17 protein-coding genes are annotated in these 17402 nt (G+C 64.4%); 9 read left to right on the forward strand and 8 right to left on the reverse strand.

Annotated elements, in window-relative coordinates; all coding sequences use genetic code 11:
- The first annotated feature begins 70 nt into the window (after positions 1-70).
- The 3 genes from ACIPHM_RS24365 (at position 71) to ACIPHM_RS24375 (ending at position 4800) form a co-directional block, all read left to right on the forward strand.
- Entirely contained in the window at positions 71-193 is a 123-nt protein-coding gene (locus tag ACIPHM_RS24365) for a hypothetical protein (protein ID WP_400334212.1), read from the forward strand.
- Positions 190-2280, forward strand: coding sequence for a hypothetical protein (locus ACIPHM_RS24370; protein ID WP_400334215.1), 2091 nt, complete (start codon positions 190-192; stop codon positions 2278-2280). The genes ACIPHM_RS24365 and ACIPHM_RS24370 overlap by 4 nt, the downstream gene beginning before the upstream one ends.
- Before the next feature lie 357 nt (positions 2281-2637).
- Complete coding sequence (locus ACIPHM_RS24375) at positions 2638-4800, forward strand: hypothetical protein (protein ID WP_400334217.1); 2163 nt, start codon at positions 2638-2640, stop codon at positions 4798-4800.
- Positions 4801-5025: 225 nt separating this feature from the next.
- On the opposite strand, the gene ACIPHM_RS24380 is transcribed toward ACIPHM_RS24375, so the two are convergent.
- The 4 genes from ACIPHM_RS24380 to ACIPHM_RS24395 form a co-directional block, all read right to left on the reverse strand.
- A complete protein-coding gene (locus ACIPHM_RS24380) occupies positions 5026-5874 on the reverse strand; it encodes a 3-hydroxybutyryl-CoA dehydrogenase (RefSeq protein ID WP_400334221.1) in 849 nt (282 codons plus the stop codon).
- A 250-nt stretch (positions 5875-6124) separates the two neighbouring features.
- The gene (locus ACIPHM_RS24385; RefSeq protein ID WP_400334223.1) at positions 6125-7165 is read right to left on the reverse strand and encodes a porin; all 1041 of its coding nucleotides are present in this window, start codon (positions 7163-7165) and stop codon (positions 6125-6127) included.
- Between the two features lie 566 nt (positions 7166-7731).
- Positions 7732-7998 carry a hypothetical protein gene (locus tag ACIPHM_RS24390; protein ID WP_400334225.1) on the reverse strand — a complete coding sequence of 89 codons (267 nt, stop codon included), beginning with the start codon at positions 7996-7998 and terminating at the stop codon, positions 7732-7734.
- A gap of 266 nt (positions 7999-8264) precedes the next feature.
- Complete coding sequence (locus ACIPHM_RS24395) at positions 8265-8774, reverse strand: hypothetical protein (RefSeq protein WP_400334228.1); 510 nt, start codon at positions 8772-8774, stop codon at positions 8265-8267.
- Positions 8775-9378: 604 nt separating this feature from the next.
- Here ACIPHM_RS24395 and ACIPHM_RS24400 point away from each other — a divergent pair.
- The 5 genes from ACIPHM_RS24400 (at position 9379) to ACIPHM_RS24420 (ending at position 12236) form a co-directional block, all read left to right on the forward strand.
- Entirely contained in the window at positions 9379-9861 is a 483-nt protein-coding gene (locus ACIPHM_RS24400; protein ID WP_400334231.1) for a hypothetical protein, read from the forward strand.
- Positions 9862-10051: 190 nt separating this feature from the next.
- Positions 10052-10456 (forward strand): hypothetical protein, encoded by a 405-nt coding sequence (locus tag ACIPHM_RS24405; protein WP_400334234.1) that lies wholly within the window; start codon positions 10052-10054, stop codon positions 10454-10456.
- 92 nt (positions 10457-10548) lie between these two features.
- Complete coding sequence (locus ACIPHM_RS24410; RefSeq protein WP_400334237.1) at positions 10549-11022, forward strand: hypothetical protein; 474 nt, start codon at positions 10549-10551, stop codon at positions 11020-11022.
- 244 nt (positions 11023-11266) lie between these two features.
- A complete protein-coding gene (locus ACIPHM_RS24415) occupies positions 11267-11524 on the forward strand; it encodes a hypothetical protein (RefSeq protein WP_400334240.1) in 258 nt (85 codons plus the stop codon).
- A gap of 190 nt (positions 11525-11714) precedes the next feature.
- Complete coding sequence (locus ACIPHM_RS24420) at positions 11715-12236, forward strand: plastocyanin/azurin family copper-binding protein (RefSeq protein ID WP_400334243.1); 522 nt, start codon at positions 11715-11717, stop codon at positions 12234-12236.
- Between the two features lie 183 nt (positions 12237-12419).
- Here the strand turns inward: ACIPHM_RS24420 and ACIPHM_RS24425 are convergent, their stop codons facing one another.
- Together ACIPHM_RS24425 and ACIPHM_RS24430 are read right to left on the reverse strand one after the other, a co-directional pair.
- Entirely contained in the window at positions 12420-13004 is a 585-nt protein-coding gene (locus ACIPHM_RS24425; protein WP_400334247.1) for an IMPACT family protein, read from the reverse strand.
- Between the two features lie 22 nt (positions 13005-13026).
- A complete protein-coding gene (locus ACIPHM_RS24430) occupies positions 13027-13896 on the reverse strand; it encodes a PhzF family phenazine biosynthesis protein (protein WP_400334250.1) in 870 nt (289 codons plus the stop codon).
- A 385-nt stretch (positions 13897-14281) separates the two neighbouring features.
- On the opposite strand from ACIPHM_RS24430, the gene ACIPHM_RS24435 reads away from it, so the two are divergent.
- A complete protein-coding gene (locus ACIPHM_RS24435; protein ID WP_400334253.1) occupies positions 14282-15001 on the forward strand; it encodes a pirin family protein in 720 nt (239 codons plus the stop codon).
- Between the two features lie 174 nt (positions 15002-15175).
- Here the strand turns inward: ACIPHM_RS24435 and ACIPHM_RS24440 are convergent, their stop codons facing one another.
- Together ACIPHM_RS24440 and ACIPHM_RS24445 are read right to left on the reverse strand one after the other, a co-directional pair.
- Complete coding sequence (locus tag ACIPHM_RS24440) at positions 15176-15673, reverse strand: 6-pyruvoyl trahydropterin synthase family protein (RefSeq protein WP_400334256.1); 498 nt, start codon at positions 15671-15673, stop codon at positions 15176-15178.
- Positions 15670-16920 (reverse strand): GTP-binding protein, encoded by a 1251-nt coding sequence (locus ACIPHM_RS24445; protein ID WP_400334259.1) that lies wholly within the window; start codon positions 16918-16920, stop codon positions 15670-15672. Before ACIPHM_RS24445 ends, ACIPHM_RS24440 begins: the two co-directional genes overlap by 4 nt.
- Positions 16921-17402: the final 482 nt, after the last annotated feature.

Below are 17402 nucleotides of genomic sequence, written 5' to 3' on the forward strand. Positions count from 1 at the left end.
GTCATGCTGCGCGGCCTGGCCGTCGCATCGTTCGCGTGTTCACTTCTCTGAGGAACCGTTCCCATGCCCCATGTCTCTCGTCACCGCACCCCCGCCACCCTGCTTTGCTACGGACTTCCGCACGCCGCTCAGCATCGCGCAGCATCGGGCCGTGCTGCGCGTCGCCTCGAAGATCGGGACGATTGCCGATTGAGTGACGGACTCGTGCGTGCGCGCCCCGCACAGGCGGTGTACGTCTCAGGAGCCGAAGCCGTCCCGCCTCGCGGCGCATCACTCGGTGCATCGCGCGGCGCACAGGAGCACGGCGGCCCCGGTCTTGCCGTCTGGCCCGCGGCCATGGCGTTGATGCTGGTCGCCAACCTCGCCGTGCCCACAGCGGGTCACGTGCCGAGAAGAGATGGACGACCGGGGGAGCTCGCGCACGACGGTGAATTCGGCCAATCCCCCGGCTCGACGGACCATCCGATGGCTGCGGAAGAGTCGCCAGACGTCATTATCGAACCGCTCGAACACGTGAAAATCAAGACGCAGTACACGGCTGGCGAAGTCCTCAAATCCATCGGGAGTGCAAGCGCACCGTTCCGCAATTTCGGCGCATCGGTGGCGAACATGTATGAGTTGCTCACTGGCGAGACACTCAGTCAGCACGCGCACGACGAGTTGATGCAGGGCGGGGAGATGGTGGATATGGCGACCGGACTGATCCCCGAAGTGGCCGCAATGAGAGTGCCGCCGGAAATCATCGAAGTCGTCGCCGACAACCTCGACGGCAAGCCCGTCGCCCCCGAGCACATCGTCTCGATTCTGCAAAACGCAGACGTACGCACCATGGCTCGCCCGGCCGGAACCGGCTTGCAACCGGCGCTTCGGGGTCAGCGAATGGAGGCGCCAGGGCAGGTGCCGGGCGACACCTTCGTGCCCCGTGATGTGGAAAATCCCGACAGTCCCCGCCGCGAAGGCGCGCGCAAGACGTTCAACGACGGTGGCCGGGATCTGGCCATCGACGTGATGACGGGCGACGATGAGGCGCAGGTGCCTGCCCCGGCGCGCGCCGACGCAGGCCGTCCCGCCCGTCAGCTCACCACGGCCATCGAGGGCGAACGTGAATACCTGCAAGGGTATGAACAGCAGATCGCGGCGGACCGATTGCCATTCGGCGAGACCGCGCGGCTGGTGCTGGTCGAAGGCCATCACTATCTGCGCGGCGAGGCCGGGTACTACCGCGCGACACGCGGGCAAAGCGGGGATCACTGGCTCATCGATGCCCCTCGCCACGACAAAGCACAGGTGCCGCTCATCTACGACGCGGCGACCAAGCGATGGCAAGCCTTCGCGCCGCTGAGAGTGTGCGGCGGCGGCTGTGGAAACAGCCGCGGCATGCCGCCCGACAGCATTGCGCTCAATCGTCGCCATGTCGACGCCGTACTGAGTCACCTGCACGACGACGACGCACAGAATGCCATTCTCACTGCGTACGCCAAGGTAGCTCGCATGAACCTGAGACGCACCAATCGCGCGGACCTCAGCGCATTTCGCGACGACTCGATCGTCCGCAATCGTGAAATGATCCGGTCCGCACTCGCGAAAGCCCCGGCAGAAGCATCGCTGTTCGAGCAGCAGCGTCTCGCAGCACAGGTAAGTGCGACGCATTACCGTCTGAATCCGGGCACCGAAGCGTTCTGTCAGGAGAATGCCGAAATCCTCTTTCATTTCCTGCTGGAGGGGGGCGTTCAGACCGACTGCGTTCGCATGATCACCATCCATCCCAGAGCGCGCTCACCTCATGCGCTGGTGCTCTACACGGAATCGGACGAACTGATCCACGCGCTGGAACTGTCAACGCCGAGGCTCTATGAGGGGCCCGGCACCGACGGCATTACCGGAGACAACTTCGCCGGATTCATCATGGCCTCGAGAGAGTCGACGGTGCTGCTCGATCCGTGGAGCCGGGTGAAGGCCGTCGGATTTTTCGCCGCGAAAGACGCCGAAGAGGTGCGGCACGTCCTCGACGCCGCGTTTGCCGACATCGGACACCAGCCGGGCGAGGCCTATGACGTCGCGCTCACACGTCCGCTTGAGCCGCGACGCAACAGCGTGCGTAACCGGGACAGTCTGGGAAGTGCCGGGACACGATCGACGGGATCGACCTCGACCGGTTCAATGGGCGCAGCGAGCGCGTCGAGCGCATCAAGTCATTTCGGCGCGTCGCGCTCGCTCGATCCGGCAAACTCGCCCGTTCTGCCTGCGCCAGGCGAAAGCGAGATCCCGAAAGGTGCGTGAGGCCAGGCAAACGTCAGCGCATCTGCGGTTCGATGCATCGACGCGAATCCGTCCTCGACATACCACCGGCGCGTATCGCACGCGCCGGTCTTGCTCCACTCAGAGCGCTCAGTACCTATCAACGCCACAACCTGTCTTGCGGCCCGGCATGACGTGCCGGTCGAAACGCGACGGTTGCCGCTCATGGCATGGCATCCGTCGTCGCCGCCACGCAGCAATGCAACGGAATCGATAGCGCGCTCCGCCGAAGCTCAAACGCACCGCCTCACCGGATGGCAGTCTTCTCCACGGCCGCCGGATCGGCTTCACGCCCGCCTCGCCACGCCCCTATCCAGCCTATCTCCAGGAGGTAATCTCATGCGGTATTCGTCGCATTGTCGTGCGATCAATGCTCCTCCCAGCTACCAGGGCAGCGGTACCGCGCTCTCCCGCAAGGCTGACGTGCGAGGGGCACCCGAGTTCTCTCACGAGTTCCGCAGCACGCGCAATTCCCGCCGGCACATCAGCCACGATCTGGCGGCGCGCGCTCATGCGGGCGCCGAGCCCTCGCGCGCCAGCCCCTGGGCAGTCGCCCTGACAGTGATGCTGATCGCCAATCTCGCGACACCCCCAACCCTCGCAAATCCCAGGGTTCCACGACTCCCGGACAGGTCGCGGGAAGAAGGAAACGCCCCCGGCAACGCGACCACGTGGCCCACCGCTGGGCAAGCGGACGACTATCCGGACGTCGTCGTCAGTCCCGTTGAGCGGCAGTGGATCAGAGATCACTACACCGCACTGGAGTTTCTCAGGGCCGTGGCCAGCTCCACCACGCCATTTCGGAATCTGGGCAGAGCGGTGGGTGACGCGTACAGCATCGTGAGTGGTAACACAGTGGAGCCCCACGTGCTCGCGAAGGCCGAGCGGGCCGGCACCGTCGTGGATTTCGCCGCAGGCTTGATACCGAACGTGCAACTGATTCGATTGCCGGGACGTTTGGCCGACGTGATGGCCAACGCCCTCGAAGGCAAACCGGCGCAACCCGAAAAACTCGTCGGCATCTTGCAGTTCGCCGACCCGCGCGCGTTGGGGGTCCACATGCCGGTGCGCCCCGGGTCCGTACCGGCGCGACCTGTCCCGGCCGGGCCATCCCCGGTGGGGGAGCCGGTGTCGGATCATGACATCGAAGCCGGCCTGCCGGCGGAATCGTTCGGAGAAGAACCTCGGCCGGACGAGCCGCCCGAACCGGCCGAACCACACGAGCCGCACGAGCCACCGGAGCCCCCTCCCGAACAAAACGCGGAGCCCGTCAGGTCACCCGAGTTTGATGTGCGCGAAACCTCTCCCGATCGGGCGTTACGCATCGATGGAGAACGCGAGCACCTTCAGGGATACGAGCAGACGCTGCCGCCCGAGCAAATACCTTCCGGCCCCCATCGTCAACTGATCAACGCCGGCGGTCGGTACTATCTGGCCGGAGAATCCGGCTATTACCGCATAACCCCCGGGTATCAGGCCGGTCACTGGTTCATCAACGCCCCTCGCGGCGCCGGTGCACAAGTGCCGGTGATTTACAACCGACAGACGGGCACATGGCGTGCCGAGGCGCCACTACGTTTGTGCGGGGGTGGATGCGCTCCGAGCCGGGAATCCACGCCGGACAGCGTGGCCATGAGCAAGAACGATGTGGCCGATGCGATTCGCCACATCCCCGACCGAGACGTGCGCGATGCGATACAACAGGCTTATGCCGACCTGGCGCACTTGCATCTCCAGCGCACCAATCGCGCGGATTTGCGGCCGTTGCGCGACAACTCGATCGTTGAGCATCGCCGTATCCTGATGCCGCAATTGATGCGACTCGACCCGCTTTCAACGTTGTTCGAACAACAGCGCGAAGCGGCAATGATCACCGCGATCCACTATAGCAACTACGGGGAGAACAGTCTTATCGACCTCACGCCGGAAGCTTTCTGCCAGGAGAACGCTGAGATTCTGTTTCACTATCTTCTGAAGCGTGGCGTGCTCAGCCACCACATCCGCATGATCACCGTGAGGCCGCAGGGTCGCCCGCCACATGCCCTGGTGCTCTATACGGAGTCGGATCCGTTTATCGATGTGCTCGATCTGTCGACGCCACAGCCGCCGGTCGCAGGCCATGAAGACGGAATCCCCGGCGATACGTTTATGGGGGCTCTGTTTTTGACGCGTGAATCCACCGTACTGCTTGACCCCTGGAGCCAGATCAAGGCGACATCGTTCCTGTGGGCCAACGACATCGCAGAAGTGCAAAGCATGTTGGATATCGCACTCGCGGACGCCGGACACCGCCCCGGACACCCCTTTACGGTTTCTCTGACTCGTCCATATCCCACGCCGCGCGAGCGTATCGCTTCGGCAATGGGTAGTTCCGCGAGCATGGGAAGCGCCGGCAGTTCAGGCAGTTCGGGAGGTTCGACAGGCGAATCCGTGCTGTCCCACGCCGTGCACCGCGCCCCGCCACCTCATGTCTCTGGAAGCGGTCAAGGCACGCCAGTTTGACGCCGGCCTGGGATTACCTTCACGGTTTGCGTCACGCACCGCTCGGCATGCATGACGCGAACACGAGAGGTTTGAGGGGGCCGGGCAGGTTCGTTGAGCCGATTCGCTGAAAAGCGTCCTGACGGCTCGCGACGCGCACGCTTATCCGCGCTATCCGCCCATTCCCTCCGAAACCGGCGCGACCTGCGTGCCGGTTCTCCTGAGCGTTCAGGCGGCGTGGCCGCGTCAATAGATGTACACGCCGCGCCCGGTCTTGCGACCCAGATAGCCGGCGGCAACCATCTCCTTGAGCAACGGACACGGACGGTACTTCGAGTCGGCGAATTCTTCGTAATAGACGTTCATCACCGACAGGCAGACGTCCAGACCGATCATGTCGGCCAGCGCGAGCGGCCCGATCGGATGATTGCAGCCGAGCTTCATGCCTTCGTCGATTTCTTCCGGCGACGCGAGATTCTCCGCCAGCACGAAGAACGCTTCGTTGATCATCGGCACCAGAATCCGGTTGACGACGAAACCCGGCGCATTCTTCACCGTGATCGGCGACTTGCCGAGCTGGCGTGCGAGGGCGTCGACACGTGCGTGCGTCTCGTCGCTCGTTTGCAGACCGCGAATGATCTCCACGAGCGCCATGAGCGGCACCGGATTGAAGAAATGCATGCCGATGAAGCGATCGGGATTCGCGACCGCAGCGGCCAGTTTGGTCATCGAGATCGACGACGTATTCGACGCGAGGATCGCGCCGTCCTTCGCCACACCTTCGAGCTGCTTGAGAATCTTGATCTTCAGATCGAAGTTCTCGGTGGCGGCTTCGATGACGATGTCGGCCGTGGCGAGCGCGGCGTAGTCGGTCGCGGTCGAGATGCGTGCAAGGGCGGCGTCCTTGTCGGCCGCGGTGAGCTTGTCTTTCTTGATGAGGCGATCGAGGCTGCCGGCAATCGTCGCCACGCCTTTCTGCACGGCCGCATCGCTGATGTCGACCATCGTCACCGGCAGCCCGGCCACCGCACACGCCTGTGCAATGCCGTTGCCCATCGTGCCTGCGCCAATGATGCCCACGTGTTGAATCGTCATGTCGTCTCTGCTCCGTTTGTGCTGAAAGGTGGCGGGAATACCGTCTTGCGCGGTGCACAAATCATAGCGCGGACACGTTGGATCGGTGACACAGGAAACCGCTGTGCGAAACGTCATGCGATCTTAACCCGACGTCGTTAGGGGCACATTCGATGCCCCAGCGAAAAAGGGGCAGACAACGATGTCTGCCCCTTCGATGATGCTCGACGGCACGCGTCGCGAAGACGCGTGCCCTTGCGCATTGCAACGATCAGAACTTCATGCGAACGCCGCCGCCGAAGGTATCGCCGCCCGAGAGCGAGCTCACCTTGTCGTTCATGTACGCGGCGTAGATGTCGGTGCGCTTGGACAGGTTGTAGTCGTAGCCGAGCGCCCACGTCTTGCGGTTGACGTTGCTCGCGCCCGAGCTCTTCGTGTAAGCGTACGACGCGAGCACCTGACCGTTGCCCAGCGGCACGGACACGCCGAGCTGGCCGCCGTTTTCCGACACGCCGCCACCGGTGATGTTGTTGCGGATGTACTGGTACTGGCCGAAGAACTTCACGACCTGGAGGTCATACGTCGCGCCCAGTTGCAGCGCCTGCTGGCTGCGAAAACCTGCCATGCCGGCGAGGTCGTCCGGTGCCGAGTCGAACTTGACCTGCTGATAAGCGACGGTCGCCGCGAACGGGCCGTTGAAATACAGCGCCGACGCGCTCCACTTGTTCTGCCCCGTCTCGCCCGCCTTGTTGCCAAAGGCGTACGACACGCTACCCGAGAGACCCTTGAAGTTCGGCGTCGTGTACATCACGGCGTTGCTCCAGCCGGAGTCGCCCACGATGCCCTGACCCGCCTGGCCGATGAAGGTGTGGAACACCATCGGGCTGAAGGTGTACGAATCGACGAACGGGTTGAACAGAATCGTCGAGACGAAATACGACGTGGTCAGACGGCCGATCGTGACGGTACCGGCGGTGTCCGACTGCAACCCGACGTAGGCGTTGCGCGAGAACATCGAGTCGCCCTGGAAACGGCCGTACTGACCGGTCTGCGGACGGAAGAAGTCTTCGAGCACGAACACGGCCTTCAGGCCGCCGCCGAGATCTTCGTTACCCTTCATGCCCCAGTACGACGTCGACATGCCGCCGCCGCCCTGCGTCCAGGCGCGATCGCCCCCTGGATTCTTGGTGGCGCCCACCCAGGCGTCGACCTGACCGTACAGCGTGACGTTCGACTGTGCGAATGCCGGTGCGCTCACGCACGCGCCCAATACGAGTGCCCCGCCAATGCCCTTGGCCATGCTGCGCTTCATTGACTTCTCCTTGGTTTATGTATTTTGTGTGCCTGTTCCCGCCTTGCACGGGACCTGCCGGCGCCCGTTTGAGAAGCGCCTCCCTGATAAAACGGCCGTGATTCTCGCACAGCCCCGCCATGCGCAGAAAGACCGGAACGGCGAGGACAGTTGCGCCACACGAGATGGCCCGGAAATGGTGGGGAGACAAAAATCGGACGACCACCCGTGCCACGGTTAATCCCGGTATAACGAGATCGATATAGCCCGCATATTGCGGGGTTAGGAAAGGCTCACATTCATGGTGATATGCGCGAATAATGGGCATCGATCAAACGCGACTTGCAGATGCCTTTGCGCATAGAGGCGTGCATCCAATGTTGCACATGTGCAACATTCGGTGCAGTGGGCGTGGGTGTTCGGAAAAAAAAGAATGACGCCGGCGCTCAGAGACTACGTGTCGGGAGAGCGCAGCGAGGGGGAGTTGGCCAGGCGTGAACGATGCGCGCGCGATGCATCACTGATGCATCGGCGATGGCCGACCGGTGAGCCGGAGAACGGTGGCGTCGGGAAGTGCGGGGGTGAAATCAGCGGTTGCCACGTCCGCCCTGACCACCGCGTTGGCCCCGCGGCTGCCCTTGCGGTGTGAACTGGCGCTCGCGGGGCTCAGCCGGCGCGGCCCAGTTCGGGTAGGCGGCTTGCCCACGGCCGCGATCGGCATTGAAACGGCTGATGTCTTCGCGCAGCGACGCCTTGTTCACGTCCAGCATGTCACGCCCACGTCCGCCCTCGGCCCAGGCAGGGTAGGCACACACCAGCAGTAACAGGAAGCAGCAGCGAAGTCGGGCACTCATTTCGGTTCAGCCACATCGGCCGGCCACTAAGGTGGGGCCGGTTGGCACGAGGCGCCGCAGACACTTGCGGGTGGCATGTGCGCCATACGCCTCAAGGATGACTGTACCGGGGCAGCCGAACGAGCGTCGACTGAAAAAATGTTAATGCGCGGTGCGGTCTGCAACCGTTTGTAACCGGGCGACGAACGCGAGGGCGTGCCTCCCCGTCGATGCGCACAAAGCCATGCCGGACGGGGCTGAACGAGCCCCAACCTGCGCGGGGCCTCTTACTGGCCGACCTGCTTTTCGACGGACAGCGAGATCTCGCGCATACGGTCGCCGCGCGGCGTCACCAGATCCTGCGCCGTCACGGTGAAATTGACCGGACGCGGGTACTTCCTGCTCGCGCTCTGCCATTCGGCGGGCAGTCCGGCCGGGTTCGTCGTGGTCGTGCGCATCGTGGTCACGCCGCGGGTGCAGCGCGAGACGTCGGAGGCAAACCGCTGCGCCTGGTTGCGCAGATCCATTGGCGTGATCTTCTGGTAGTCCCAGATGCACTCGTAGGTCGGCGCGAGTCCCGTTGCGCGGAAGACCTTGCAGTCGCCACCCGGCACCGAATACGTCGCCTGATAGCTTTCGCCGCGATCGTTCTTGGCCGCGAGCGGGCCGGTGATGTCTTCAAAGCCGCTCTGCGCGCTCTTGGCCAGCATGAGGATGCCCTCGCACTGGTCGGCGGCGAAGGCCGACTGCGCTGCGCACAGGCTAGCCAGCAGGGCCCATCGTTGTAGAGAATTCATTGCCATTATTGGAATGTTTGACTGGGGTGCGGCGGCGAGCAGTAGGGTTGCCGTGCGGGGCCGCGCCACGCTGCGATATCGCCGGGAATGGTGTCATTAGAACGCAAAGTTCGCGCGGACGAAACCACGGTCACAAAGGAAATCGTGCGCCAATTCGAGTGCATTCGGGCCTGATAGTTCTCGCCGGACGATTCTCTCGGCGAGCCCGCGCCCGCCTCATCCAAAAAGCCGATCCATGTGTGCCGCGCGCGACCTATACTCAAAGCGCAGCGAAGCTGCATGGGCACGGCCGAGAACCAATGGCGGTTCGATGCATGACGGCAATACCCGCTGGCGCCAAGTCTCCTTGGCCCATACCACGCCGCGCCGGTACACGCGGCTGGCGATGCCCCGATGGGGCCTCAACCGGCGGCTTAGCCCGCCGGTTTCTATTTGGGCGCAATGTCTCCGATGCCGCCAACGCTTGCGAGCGCACCGCCGCGACACCTCATGCCGACGGACTAAGCGAAAGTGCGGATTTCGCCTGCCGCGCCGCTCTGCAACCATCGAATCACAAGATCAATAGTTACCGGGCACTCACCTTCGGGATGTCAACGGAGGGATCGTGAATACCAGCGGGTATGACACGTCGCACCTGATCGACTTCGTCCGCGGTCATGGCGGTACGCTCGCGCACGTGCTCGGTGCTCTTGAGAAATTTCACCTTCGGCACGGCCATTGGCCGTCCCGTCTGTTCCTCTATCCCGAAACCCTCGCAGCACTCGTGCAGGACCTCACGCCCCTGGGCTTTTATCGCCTTCAGCAACGGCTCGACGTCGTGGCCGATCTGGAGCGCGACCTGTTCTGCACCGACGACGGCGGCAACGTCTCGATCTATCGCATCCAGGTGGCGCCGAGTTCATCAGGCATCGATGCGGCCGCGTGCTGGCTGGGTTTGATGCCGCAGGGCGCATTGGCGGGATCGGCCGGATTGGTCGCGCCGGCCCCATCGGCAGCACCGACGGCATCGACCGCACTGGCCACACCCACTGCATCGGTTGCGGACGGCACACCGCGTCCATCGGCCGCACCCGCACCGCCGCGCTGACGGGGGCACTCGCTCCGCCGGCCGCTGTCATAGCAATATCGTGTGGCGCGGCTAGTCTGGCGTGCCGTCGGCAACCGTTTCACTGCGCCGGCAAATGCCAGCCCCCAACCCGACTGTTTGACTGCCACCGGCCCCCGTCGCATTGCGCGGGGCGATATCACCTCCGCCCCTTATTCGCCGGAGAGATGTCATGAACCGACTCGCGATCGTTCTGGATGGTTTGATGCTGCTCTACCTCGCCGCCGCCACCGTGGTCGGTGTGCAATCGAGCGCCACCGACGGGCACCCGTTGCTCGCCAGCGTGCTTGGCGTGCTGCTCGCGTGTTGCGTGCTGGCAGTGATCGCAGCCCCGTTCTACGTCTCGCTCGTGGTGCTCGTCGCGCAATCCGAGCGACATCTGCGACTCGCCGCGTGGCTGCATCGGGTGCTGCTCACGGTCATGGTCGTGCTCATCCTCATCTCGATGCTTGCACGCGACACGATCGAGGTCTCGGCCCCGCTCTTCGTGCTGGTCGCGGTCGTGTGTATCGTCAATCTCGTGGCGCTGTCGAAACGGCGCACGCACTTCGACGCCTTCCATCTGTTCGAGCATTGACGGGCATGCCACGCATCGCGGTGTCGAGGCTCACTATCGTGCACCGTCCGTCGATTTGCGAGCGGTGCATACGCGATGCTAGACTGCGCAGCATGAATCGCTGGCGCAAACTCCTCGTGCTGTTGCTGTTATGCGTAACCATGCCGTTGCAGGCCATGGCTGCGCTGCGCACGCATTGCGCGCCGGGAACGTCCGCGGCTCCGGTGCAGACTGCCGCGGCCACGCTGAGCGGTGACGCCTCGGCCATGATGGCCATGCATCACGCGATGACGATGGGCGACAGCGATGCGATGCCAGGCATGCACCATCATGGTGACGATGGCCCGCTCGCCGCCGACATGGCCAGCGACAGCGCCGCTGCCGCCACTTCGTCGCAGGGGGCGCACAACCATCACGCCAGTTGCTCGGCCTGCGCAGCGTGCGTCGTTTGCACTGCGCTCCCGCCGAGCGTCGTGCTTCGCTTGCCGGACGCCCAGCCGTCCACCGCCATCCCGTTCCTGCACACGACGGCCACCAGCGCCATCGTTGCCGTTCTCGAACGCCCTCCGAAAACCCACGCCGTCTGACGGCCCCGTATCGGGCCGGACATTGCTGCGGCAGTCGCTGATGCCGCGCACGTCCGTGCCGGATACCGCCGTCTTCGTTCCCCGCAGGACTGACTCTACGCACTGTCCCGCGACCGGCCTGTGTTCGCCTGTCGCGCGCGCCGCGAGTCCGTCTGCCCGATGAACGTGCGACGCCGGATTGCCCGCGCAACATTTGCCTGATCGCGGTACCTCCTCCGCCGTCGCCAGCTCGACGAGTCTTTCGATGACGTTTCTTTGCTTACGACGGCCCGCCTGTTGCGTGCCGGTCGTGCTATCGCTGTGGGTCGCGGGATCTGCGCCTGCCATCGGCGCGGAAAGCGCCACGATCAGTCCGCCAACGCTCACGCCGATGGGCACGACGTTGGACGCAACAATGCGCGCGACGACACGGCTCGCTGCCGACGACCCCGCGGCACCGGACGCCCCGTCCAACCCGCATGCGGGACACGCCGGCCGCAGCATGCACGCAGGCTCGCAATGACGGGCACACTTTCGTTCGACCAGAGCGCACGTCTCACGACACCCGCGAAGCGCCGCACGGTCATGGTGCGAACGCAACGGCACCGTCGCGCGCCACTCGGCAGCGTCGCGAGCCCGTGGCAAGGCAGTAGTTCAGCGTTACCCTCTCCCCATCGTCAGCCCGCTAGCGCAGGCAAAACCGGAGTCAAATCATGATTCGTTCACGTCTTACTTCGCTGTTCAACCGTTCCGTGGCCGTGCCGCTCATGCTCGGTGCCGCCTCGCTGGCGCTCGCCACGCCGGCATTTGCCGACGATCCGCACGCGACGCATATGCAGCACAGCCATGGCGCCGGCGAGGCCGCCGCCATCGGTGAGCCCGGACAAGACGCACAGGCCACGCGCACGGTCGACGTCGACATGCGCGACACGATGCGCTTCTCGCCCGCCACGCTGACCGTGAAGCGCGGCGACACGGTGCGCTTCGTCGTCACGAACAGCGGCAAGGTGCGTCACGAACTGACGCTGGGCACGTCCGCGTCGCTCGCGGAGCACGCCAAGATGATGCAGCAGATGCCGGGCATGACGCATACCGAGGCGAACGCGGTGACGGTCGATCCCGGCCAGCGCAAGACGCTCGTGTGGCACTTCACGCAGGCCGGCACGGTGGAATTCGCCTGCCTGGAGCCGGGGCACTTCGAAGCCGGCATGCGCGGCGTGATCAACGTGCGCTGATTCGAGCATGGGGTGGGCCTTCAGCCGGCCCCATCGGGCGCGCCATTGTTACGGGTGGCGCGGGTGATGCGGGTGATGCGGGTGATGCGGGTGATGCGGGTGATGCGGGTGCATGACCCGCGCAGACGACACCGGCAGCCTTGCTCGTGGCAATCTCATGCCGTCGCCGCGGTCATACCATCGTCAATCGTCACACCGTTCGAGGCCACCGCTGAGGGCTTCCGTTGCATCGGCCTCGAACGCCGGCACATCGCGCACTTTCAGCCGAAGCTTCAGCGTAACGGCGTCGTCGTAGGCGGCGTCGAGCACCTCGGCGCTGTGACGCTCCGCCAGCCGGCGCAGCGTCGCCTCGTGCGCGAATGTGCAGCGATAACGCGGCTCGGCCATCGGTTCGACAGCGGTGAGCGTCGCCAGCTTGAGCGCTTCACTCACCGCCTGTCCGTAGGCCCGGGTCAGTCCGCCCGCCCCAAGTTTGATACCACCGTAATAACGCACGACCACCGCGAACACGTTCGCCAGTCCCTTGTGCATGAGCACGTTGTACATCGGCTTGGCGGCGGTACCCCCCGGTTCGCCATCGTCGTCGAACCCCGACGCCCCCTCGCACAACAACACCCAGCAGTAGTGCGTGGCGTTGGGATAGCGCACGCGCAACGCATCGAGTTCGCGCATGGCCGCCTCGCGCGACGTGACGGGCATGACGATGCCGATAAACCGGCTCTTCCTGATATCCAGTTCGGTTTCAACCGGTGCGGCCAATGCGTACATACGGCTGTCGTCCCCCGGCGCCTTACAGGCACACCTCGCCGCGCGCGAGCTCGATCACATTCCCGCCCACACGAATCTCGCGATTCGCCGTGACTTCGAGCGTCAGACGGCACGGGCGCTCGATGGCGTCGCCCTGCGACACGCGCGCGCGCACCGGCAGCGGGTATCCCTGCCCGATCAGCCAGCCGCCCAGATTGGCGCAAGCCGAGCCCGTGCCCGGGTCTTCGCTCACGCCGCCGCCCTGCGTCGTAAAGAAATAGCGGGCCGTGACCTGCAACTCGTCGCCCGTCTGGCCGTCGATGGAAAACACGTAACCTGTCTTGCGCTCGAGGCTGGACAGCGGCCAGCGCTCAAGTCGTGCGCTGTCGGGCTGGGCACGTGCGACGGCGTCGGCATTGCGCAGCGGAATCAGCAGTTGGTCGGCCCCCGTGTCGACCCATTGCGGCGCTTGCGCAAGATCGTCGCGGCTCAGTCGCACGAGTGCCGCGATGTCCGCATCCGCCTCCTGGGCCTTTTTGATCTTCGGTTCGCCGGACGCCGGGGCAGTCAGCGTCCAGTGATCGCCCTTCGCCTGCACCGGCACCAGACCGGCCGCGAACTGCAACGTGACGTTCTCGCCAAGATCGCGCATGGCGCGCAGCACGTGGGCAGTGCCCAGCGTCGGGTGCCCGGCGAAGCGCATCTCGTAACCGGGCGTGAAGATCCGCACATGGGCGTCGGCCGTCTCCGAGGGAAAAATGAACGTCGTCTCGGACAGGTTGAACTGACGCGCCAGCAAGCGCATTTCGTCGTCGCTCAGGCCGCGCGCATCTTCGAACACGCACAACGGATTGCCGCCGAACGTGGATTCGGCGAAGACATTGACGATACGGAATGCGTAACTGCGACTCATGGCGATGCTCCAGTAGGCGATGGATCGAACGATTGCGCGGCCCCGCACGCCTCATGAGCGTGAAGTCACCGCGGGCTTGCAGACCGTGCCAGCCATCTCGCTGGCCGGCCGGCTGGCCTTTCGAAAGAAGGCTCGTAGTCTCGCACATCGAGCCCCGGCACGCGCGCCCTCACCGGCGCTTTCGGCCTTTTGTACCCCGTGCCATAAGAATCTTCCGTGCCGCGGCCGGAAAACACGTCAGGCTTGCCGAAGCCAATTGTCACCTTTTTCAGGACAATCATTCACAACGCAGATGGATTGTAGTTCCCGTAGGGGACTCTAAAATGTCATTCATCGAGGCCAATCAAAGCCTCCTCACGAAACGATGAAGACACAGGAGCCCATCATGCTGGACATCAGAAAGGCGGGAGATCGAGGCGTTGCCAACCACGGCTGGCTGAGCTCGCGCCACACGTTCTCGTTCGCGAATTATTACGACCCGAAGCAGGTCGGCTTTTCCGATCTGCTGGTCATCAACGACGACCGCGTGGCACCGGCACAGGGCTTCGGCAAGCATCCGCACCGCGACATGGAGATTTTTTCGTACGTGCTCGAAGGCGCGCTCGAACACAAGGACACCATGGGCACGGGATCGGTGATCGAGCCGGGCGACGTGCAGTTGATGAGCGCAGGGCGCGGCGTAGCGCACAGCGAGTTCAATCACTCGCCCACCGCCGCCGTGCACTTCCTGCAAATCTGGATCGTGCCGAATCAGACAGGTATCACGCCAGCGTATCAGCAACAACGCTTCACGCCGGAAGAAAAGCGCGGTCGGCTGCGTCTGATCATCTCGCCGGACGGCAGCGACAACTCGCTGCACATCCATCAGGATGCTCGCGTGTACGCCGGACTGTTCGACGGTGACGAATCGGCCACACTGACGCTCGCACCGAACCGCTACGCCTACGTGCATGTCGCACGCGGCAGCGTAAGTGTGAACGGTGTGGCGCTGAGTGAAGGCGACGGCGTGCGTGTGCGCGACGAAACCGCGCTCACGCTCTCGCATGGCACCGATGCGGAAGTGCTGGTGTTCGATCTGCGTCCGGTGGAAACGCCTGATTTCTAAGGCGATCCGCCGCGCCCCGGCGCCATCGGGAGCGACGAAAGGTAGATGCCGCGTACGGCAGGCTTCCCGCCGTGCGCCGCACCTCGGACGCCGCCTTCCCTCGGTGTCCACTCGGCCGGTACCTCACGGTGCCGGCCGTTTTTTCTTACGTGACGGCAACACCGGCACGACGATTCACACGTCGCGCATCGTGAGCGAACAGGCGTCGCCGCGCGAGTCTCGACTGACGGTCACGCGCGACAATCCCGTCAGATGCGGGGCCAGTGCACGCCAGATGAACGCGCACAGATTCTCCAGCGTGGCCGGGCCGAGCCCCGCGACATCGTCGAGCAGACGATGATCGAGCCGCTGGCTCACGCGGGTCAGTTCGACGTCGAATTGCGCAAGATCGAGCACCATGCCGGTCTCGCCGGACGGCCTGCCCGTCACCTCGACCGTTGCACGGTAACTGTGCCCGTGAATACGACGGCTCGCGTCAATGCCCGGCGGATCGATATCGCGCCGGACCAACGTATGCGCCGCTTCGAACAGGAAGCTACGCGTGAGCGTGAATTGCGCACGCGTCTCGGGGACTGTCTGCGTGCGCGAGGGGCGTGCCGCCGTTCGCTTCCGTGCACGCCCGTCTTCAGCCGTCTCAGTGCGCCCAGCCCGCGGCGTACTTGCACGACTCATGCGCCCTCGTCCGCCATTTCCAGCGGCAACGCATGCTCGTCGCCACGCCATGCAACGTCACCCTGCGAGATTTCGACAGCGCTCAGACGGCAGGCCTTGAACGCCTTTTCGATGGCATCGCGGTCCAGATCGCGGCCGATGAACACCACTTCGTTGATACGGTCGCCCCACGGCGCTTCCCAATTCGCCTCGATGGCCACGCGCTGCGGATCGCCTTCGGGCGGCCACTGTTCCGGATCGGCCGCCGCCCACCACTGACCGATCGCCTCCAGCGTTGCCGTGTTGCCAGCGCGAGAGTACGCCAGCGCCCATGCCGGACGATTCGCGGCCCAGACGTAGCCCTTCGCCCGGATCAGGCCGTCGAACGGCATCGACATGAACGAAGCAAAACGCGCCGGATGCATCGGCTCGCGGTGGCGCAGCACAAAGCTCGACACGCCGTAAGTCTCGGACTCGGCGTCGTGTTCGCCCGCGAGCGCCTGCGCCCATCCCGCCATCTGCTCCGCGCGATCCGGATCGAACAGCTTCGTGCCAAGCACTTCGGTGAGCGGCACCTGCCCGCGCTCGCCGAGCACGATTCGGGCCGACGGATTCAAACCGGTAATCAGCGCCTTGACGGCGTCGAGTTGCGCCGCGTCCACGCAATCCACCTTGCTCACCACGACGACATCCGCGAACTCGATCTGCTCGGTCAGCAACTCGGCCAGACGACGCTCGTCTTCCTCACCGGCGATTTCGCCGCGCTGCGCGAGCGTATCGAGCCCGTTGAAGTCCTCGAGCACGTGCAGCGCGTCGACGACCGTCACCATCGTGTCCAGACGCGCGACGTCCGCGAGCGATTGCCCGGCTTCGTCGCGGAATTCGAACGTGGCGGCCACCGGCATCGGCTCGGCAATGCCGGTCGATTCGATGAGCAGATAGTCGAAACGGCCGTCCTGCGCGAGCTCGCGCACGGCAATCAGCAAGTCCTCACGCAACGTGCAGCAGATACAGCCGTTGCTCATCTCGACGAGACGCTCTTCAGTGCGCGAGAGCGCCGCACCGGCATTGATCGCGCCGCGCTCGACGAACGAGGCGTCGATGTTGACTTCGCTCATGTCGTTCACGAGCACGGCAACGCGCAGGCCGTCGCGATTGCGCAGCACGTGATTGAGCAGGGTGGTTTTGCCTGCGCCGAGAAAACCGGAAAGCACGGTGACGGGCAGACGACGGTCGGCGTCGCCGGATGGGGGCAGAGGGTGAGTCATGACAACAAAGTCCTGTGTTCTTGGGGGCAGGCAAGGCATGTGTGCACGCCCCCCGAAGGATGCGCGCCGACGGACACCCCAGGGGGATGGTCCCGCCACACCGGCGCCTGGGATGCCGGTACAGCGGATCGTGACGCCGTTGGCGCGCGCCGTCGGGGGGACCGGCGCGGCGTCACGCCATCGCAGGCGCGTCGGCGCGCATTCGTGGCGATGCCAGTCGATCACCGGACATCGCGTGGCGGGCGTTCGGCGTCAGCGCTGGGCGAGATCCGCGCTTCGCGTTCGCTCACCGTCGCTGCACCGTCCATAGCCGATTTAATGCAACAGAGTTGCAATATTGCGCGATGATACGGCGGACGCTTTGTTTTTGCAACTCAGTTGCACGCCCCCCCGTTACTATGTTCGCACCTCGATAATCGAGGTTTTGGCCAGCCAGGCCCGGCATGATTCCCGCCCCCAGTCGTAACCATGATCCGGGGGGT

Source organism: Pandoraea sp. NPDC087047 (genome assembly GCF_044745225.1).
In the GTDB taxonomy this organism is placed as follows: Bacteria; Pseudomonadota; Gammaproteobacteria; order Burkholderiales; family Burkholderiaceae; genus Pandoraea.

Coding starts and splice junctions, on each gene's coding strand:
- ACIPHM_RS24410 (WP_400334237.1), top strand. CDS start 10,549: ATGAATCGCTGGCGCAAACTCCTCGTGCTGTTGCTGTTATGCGTAACC.
- ACIPHM_RS24430 (WP_400334250.1), bottom strand. CDS start 13,896: ATGAGTCGCAGTTACGCATTCCGTATCGTCAATGTCTTCGCCGAATCC.
- ACIPHM_RS24445 (WP_400334259.1), bottom strand. CDS start 16,920: ATGACTCACCCTCTGCCCCCATCCGGCGACGCCGACCGTCGTCTGCCC.
- ACIPHM_RS24385 (WP_400334223.1), bottom strand. CDS start 7,165: ATGAAGCGCAGCATGGCCAAGGGCATTGGCGGGGCACTCGTATTGGGC.
- ACIPHM_RS24390 (WP_400334225.1), bottom strand. CDS start 7,998: ATGAGTGCCCGACTTCGCTGCTGCTTCCTGTTACTGCTGGTGTGTGCC.
- ACIPHM_RS24425 (WP_400334247.1), bottom strand. CDS start 13,004: ATGTACGCATTGGCCGCACCGGTTGAAACCGAACTGGATATCAGGAAG.
- ACIPHM_RS24420 (WP_400334243.1), top strand. CDS start 11,715: ATGATTCGTTCACGTCTTACTTCGCTGTTCAACCGTTCCGTGGCCGTG.
- ACIPHM_RS24435 (WP_400334253.1), top strand. CDS start 14,282: ATGCTGGACATCAGAAAGGCGGGAGATCGAGGCGTTGCCAACCACGGC.
- ACIPHM_RS24365 (WP_400334212.1), top strand. CDS start 71: ATGTCTCTCGTCACCGCACCCCCGCCACCCTGCTTTGCTACGGACTTC.
- ACIPHM_RS24395 (WP_400334228.1), bottom strand. CDS start 8,774: ATGAATTCTCTACAACGATGGGCCCTGCTGGCTAGCCTGTGCGCAGCG.
- ACIPHM_RS24405 (WP_400334234.1), top strand. CDS start 10,052: ATGAACCGACTCGCGATCGTTCTGGATGGTTTGATGCTGCTCTACCTC.
- ACIPHM_RS24440 (WP_400334256.1), bottom strand. CDS start 15,673: ATGAGTCGTGCAAGTACGCCGCGGGCTGGGCGCACTGAGACGGCTGAA.
- ACIPHM_RS24415 (WP_400334240.1), top strand. CDS start 11,267: ATGACGTTTCTTTGCTTACGACGGCCCGCCTGTTGCGTGCCGGTCGTG.
- ACIPHM_RS24375 (WP_400334217.1), top strand. CDS start 2,638: ATGCGGTATTCGTCGCATTGTCGTGCGATCAATGCTCCTCCCAGCTAC.
- ACIPHM_RS24380 (WP_400334221.1), bottom strand. CDS start 5,874: ATGACGATTCAACACGTGGGCATCATTGGCGCAGGCACGATGGGCAAC.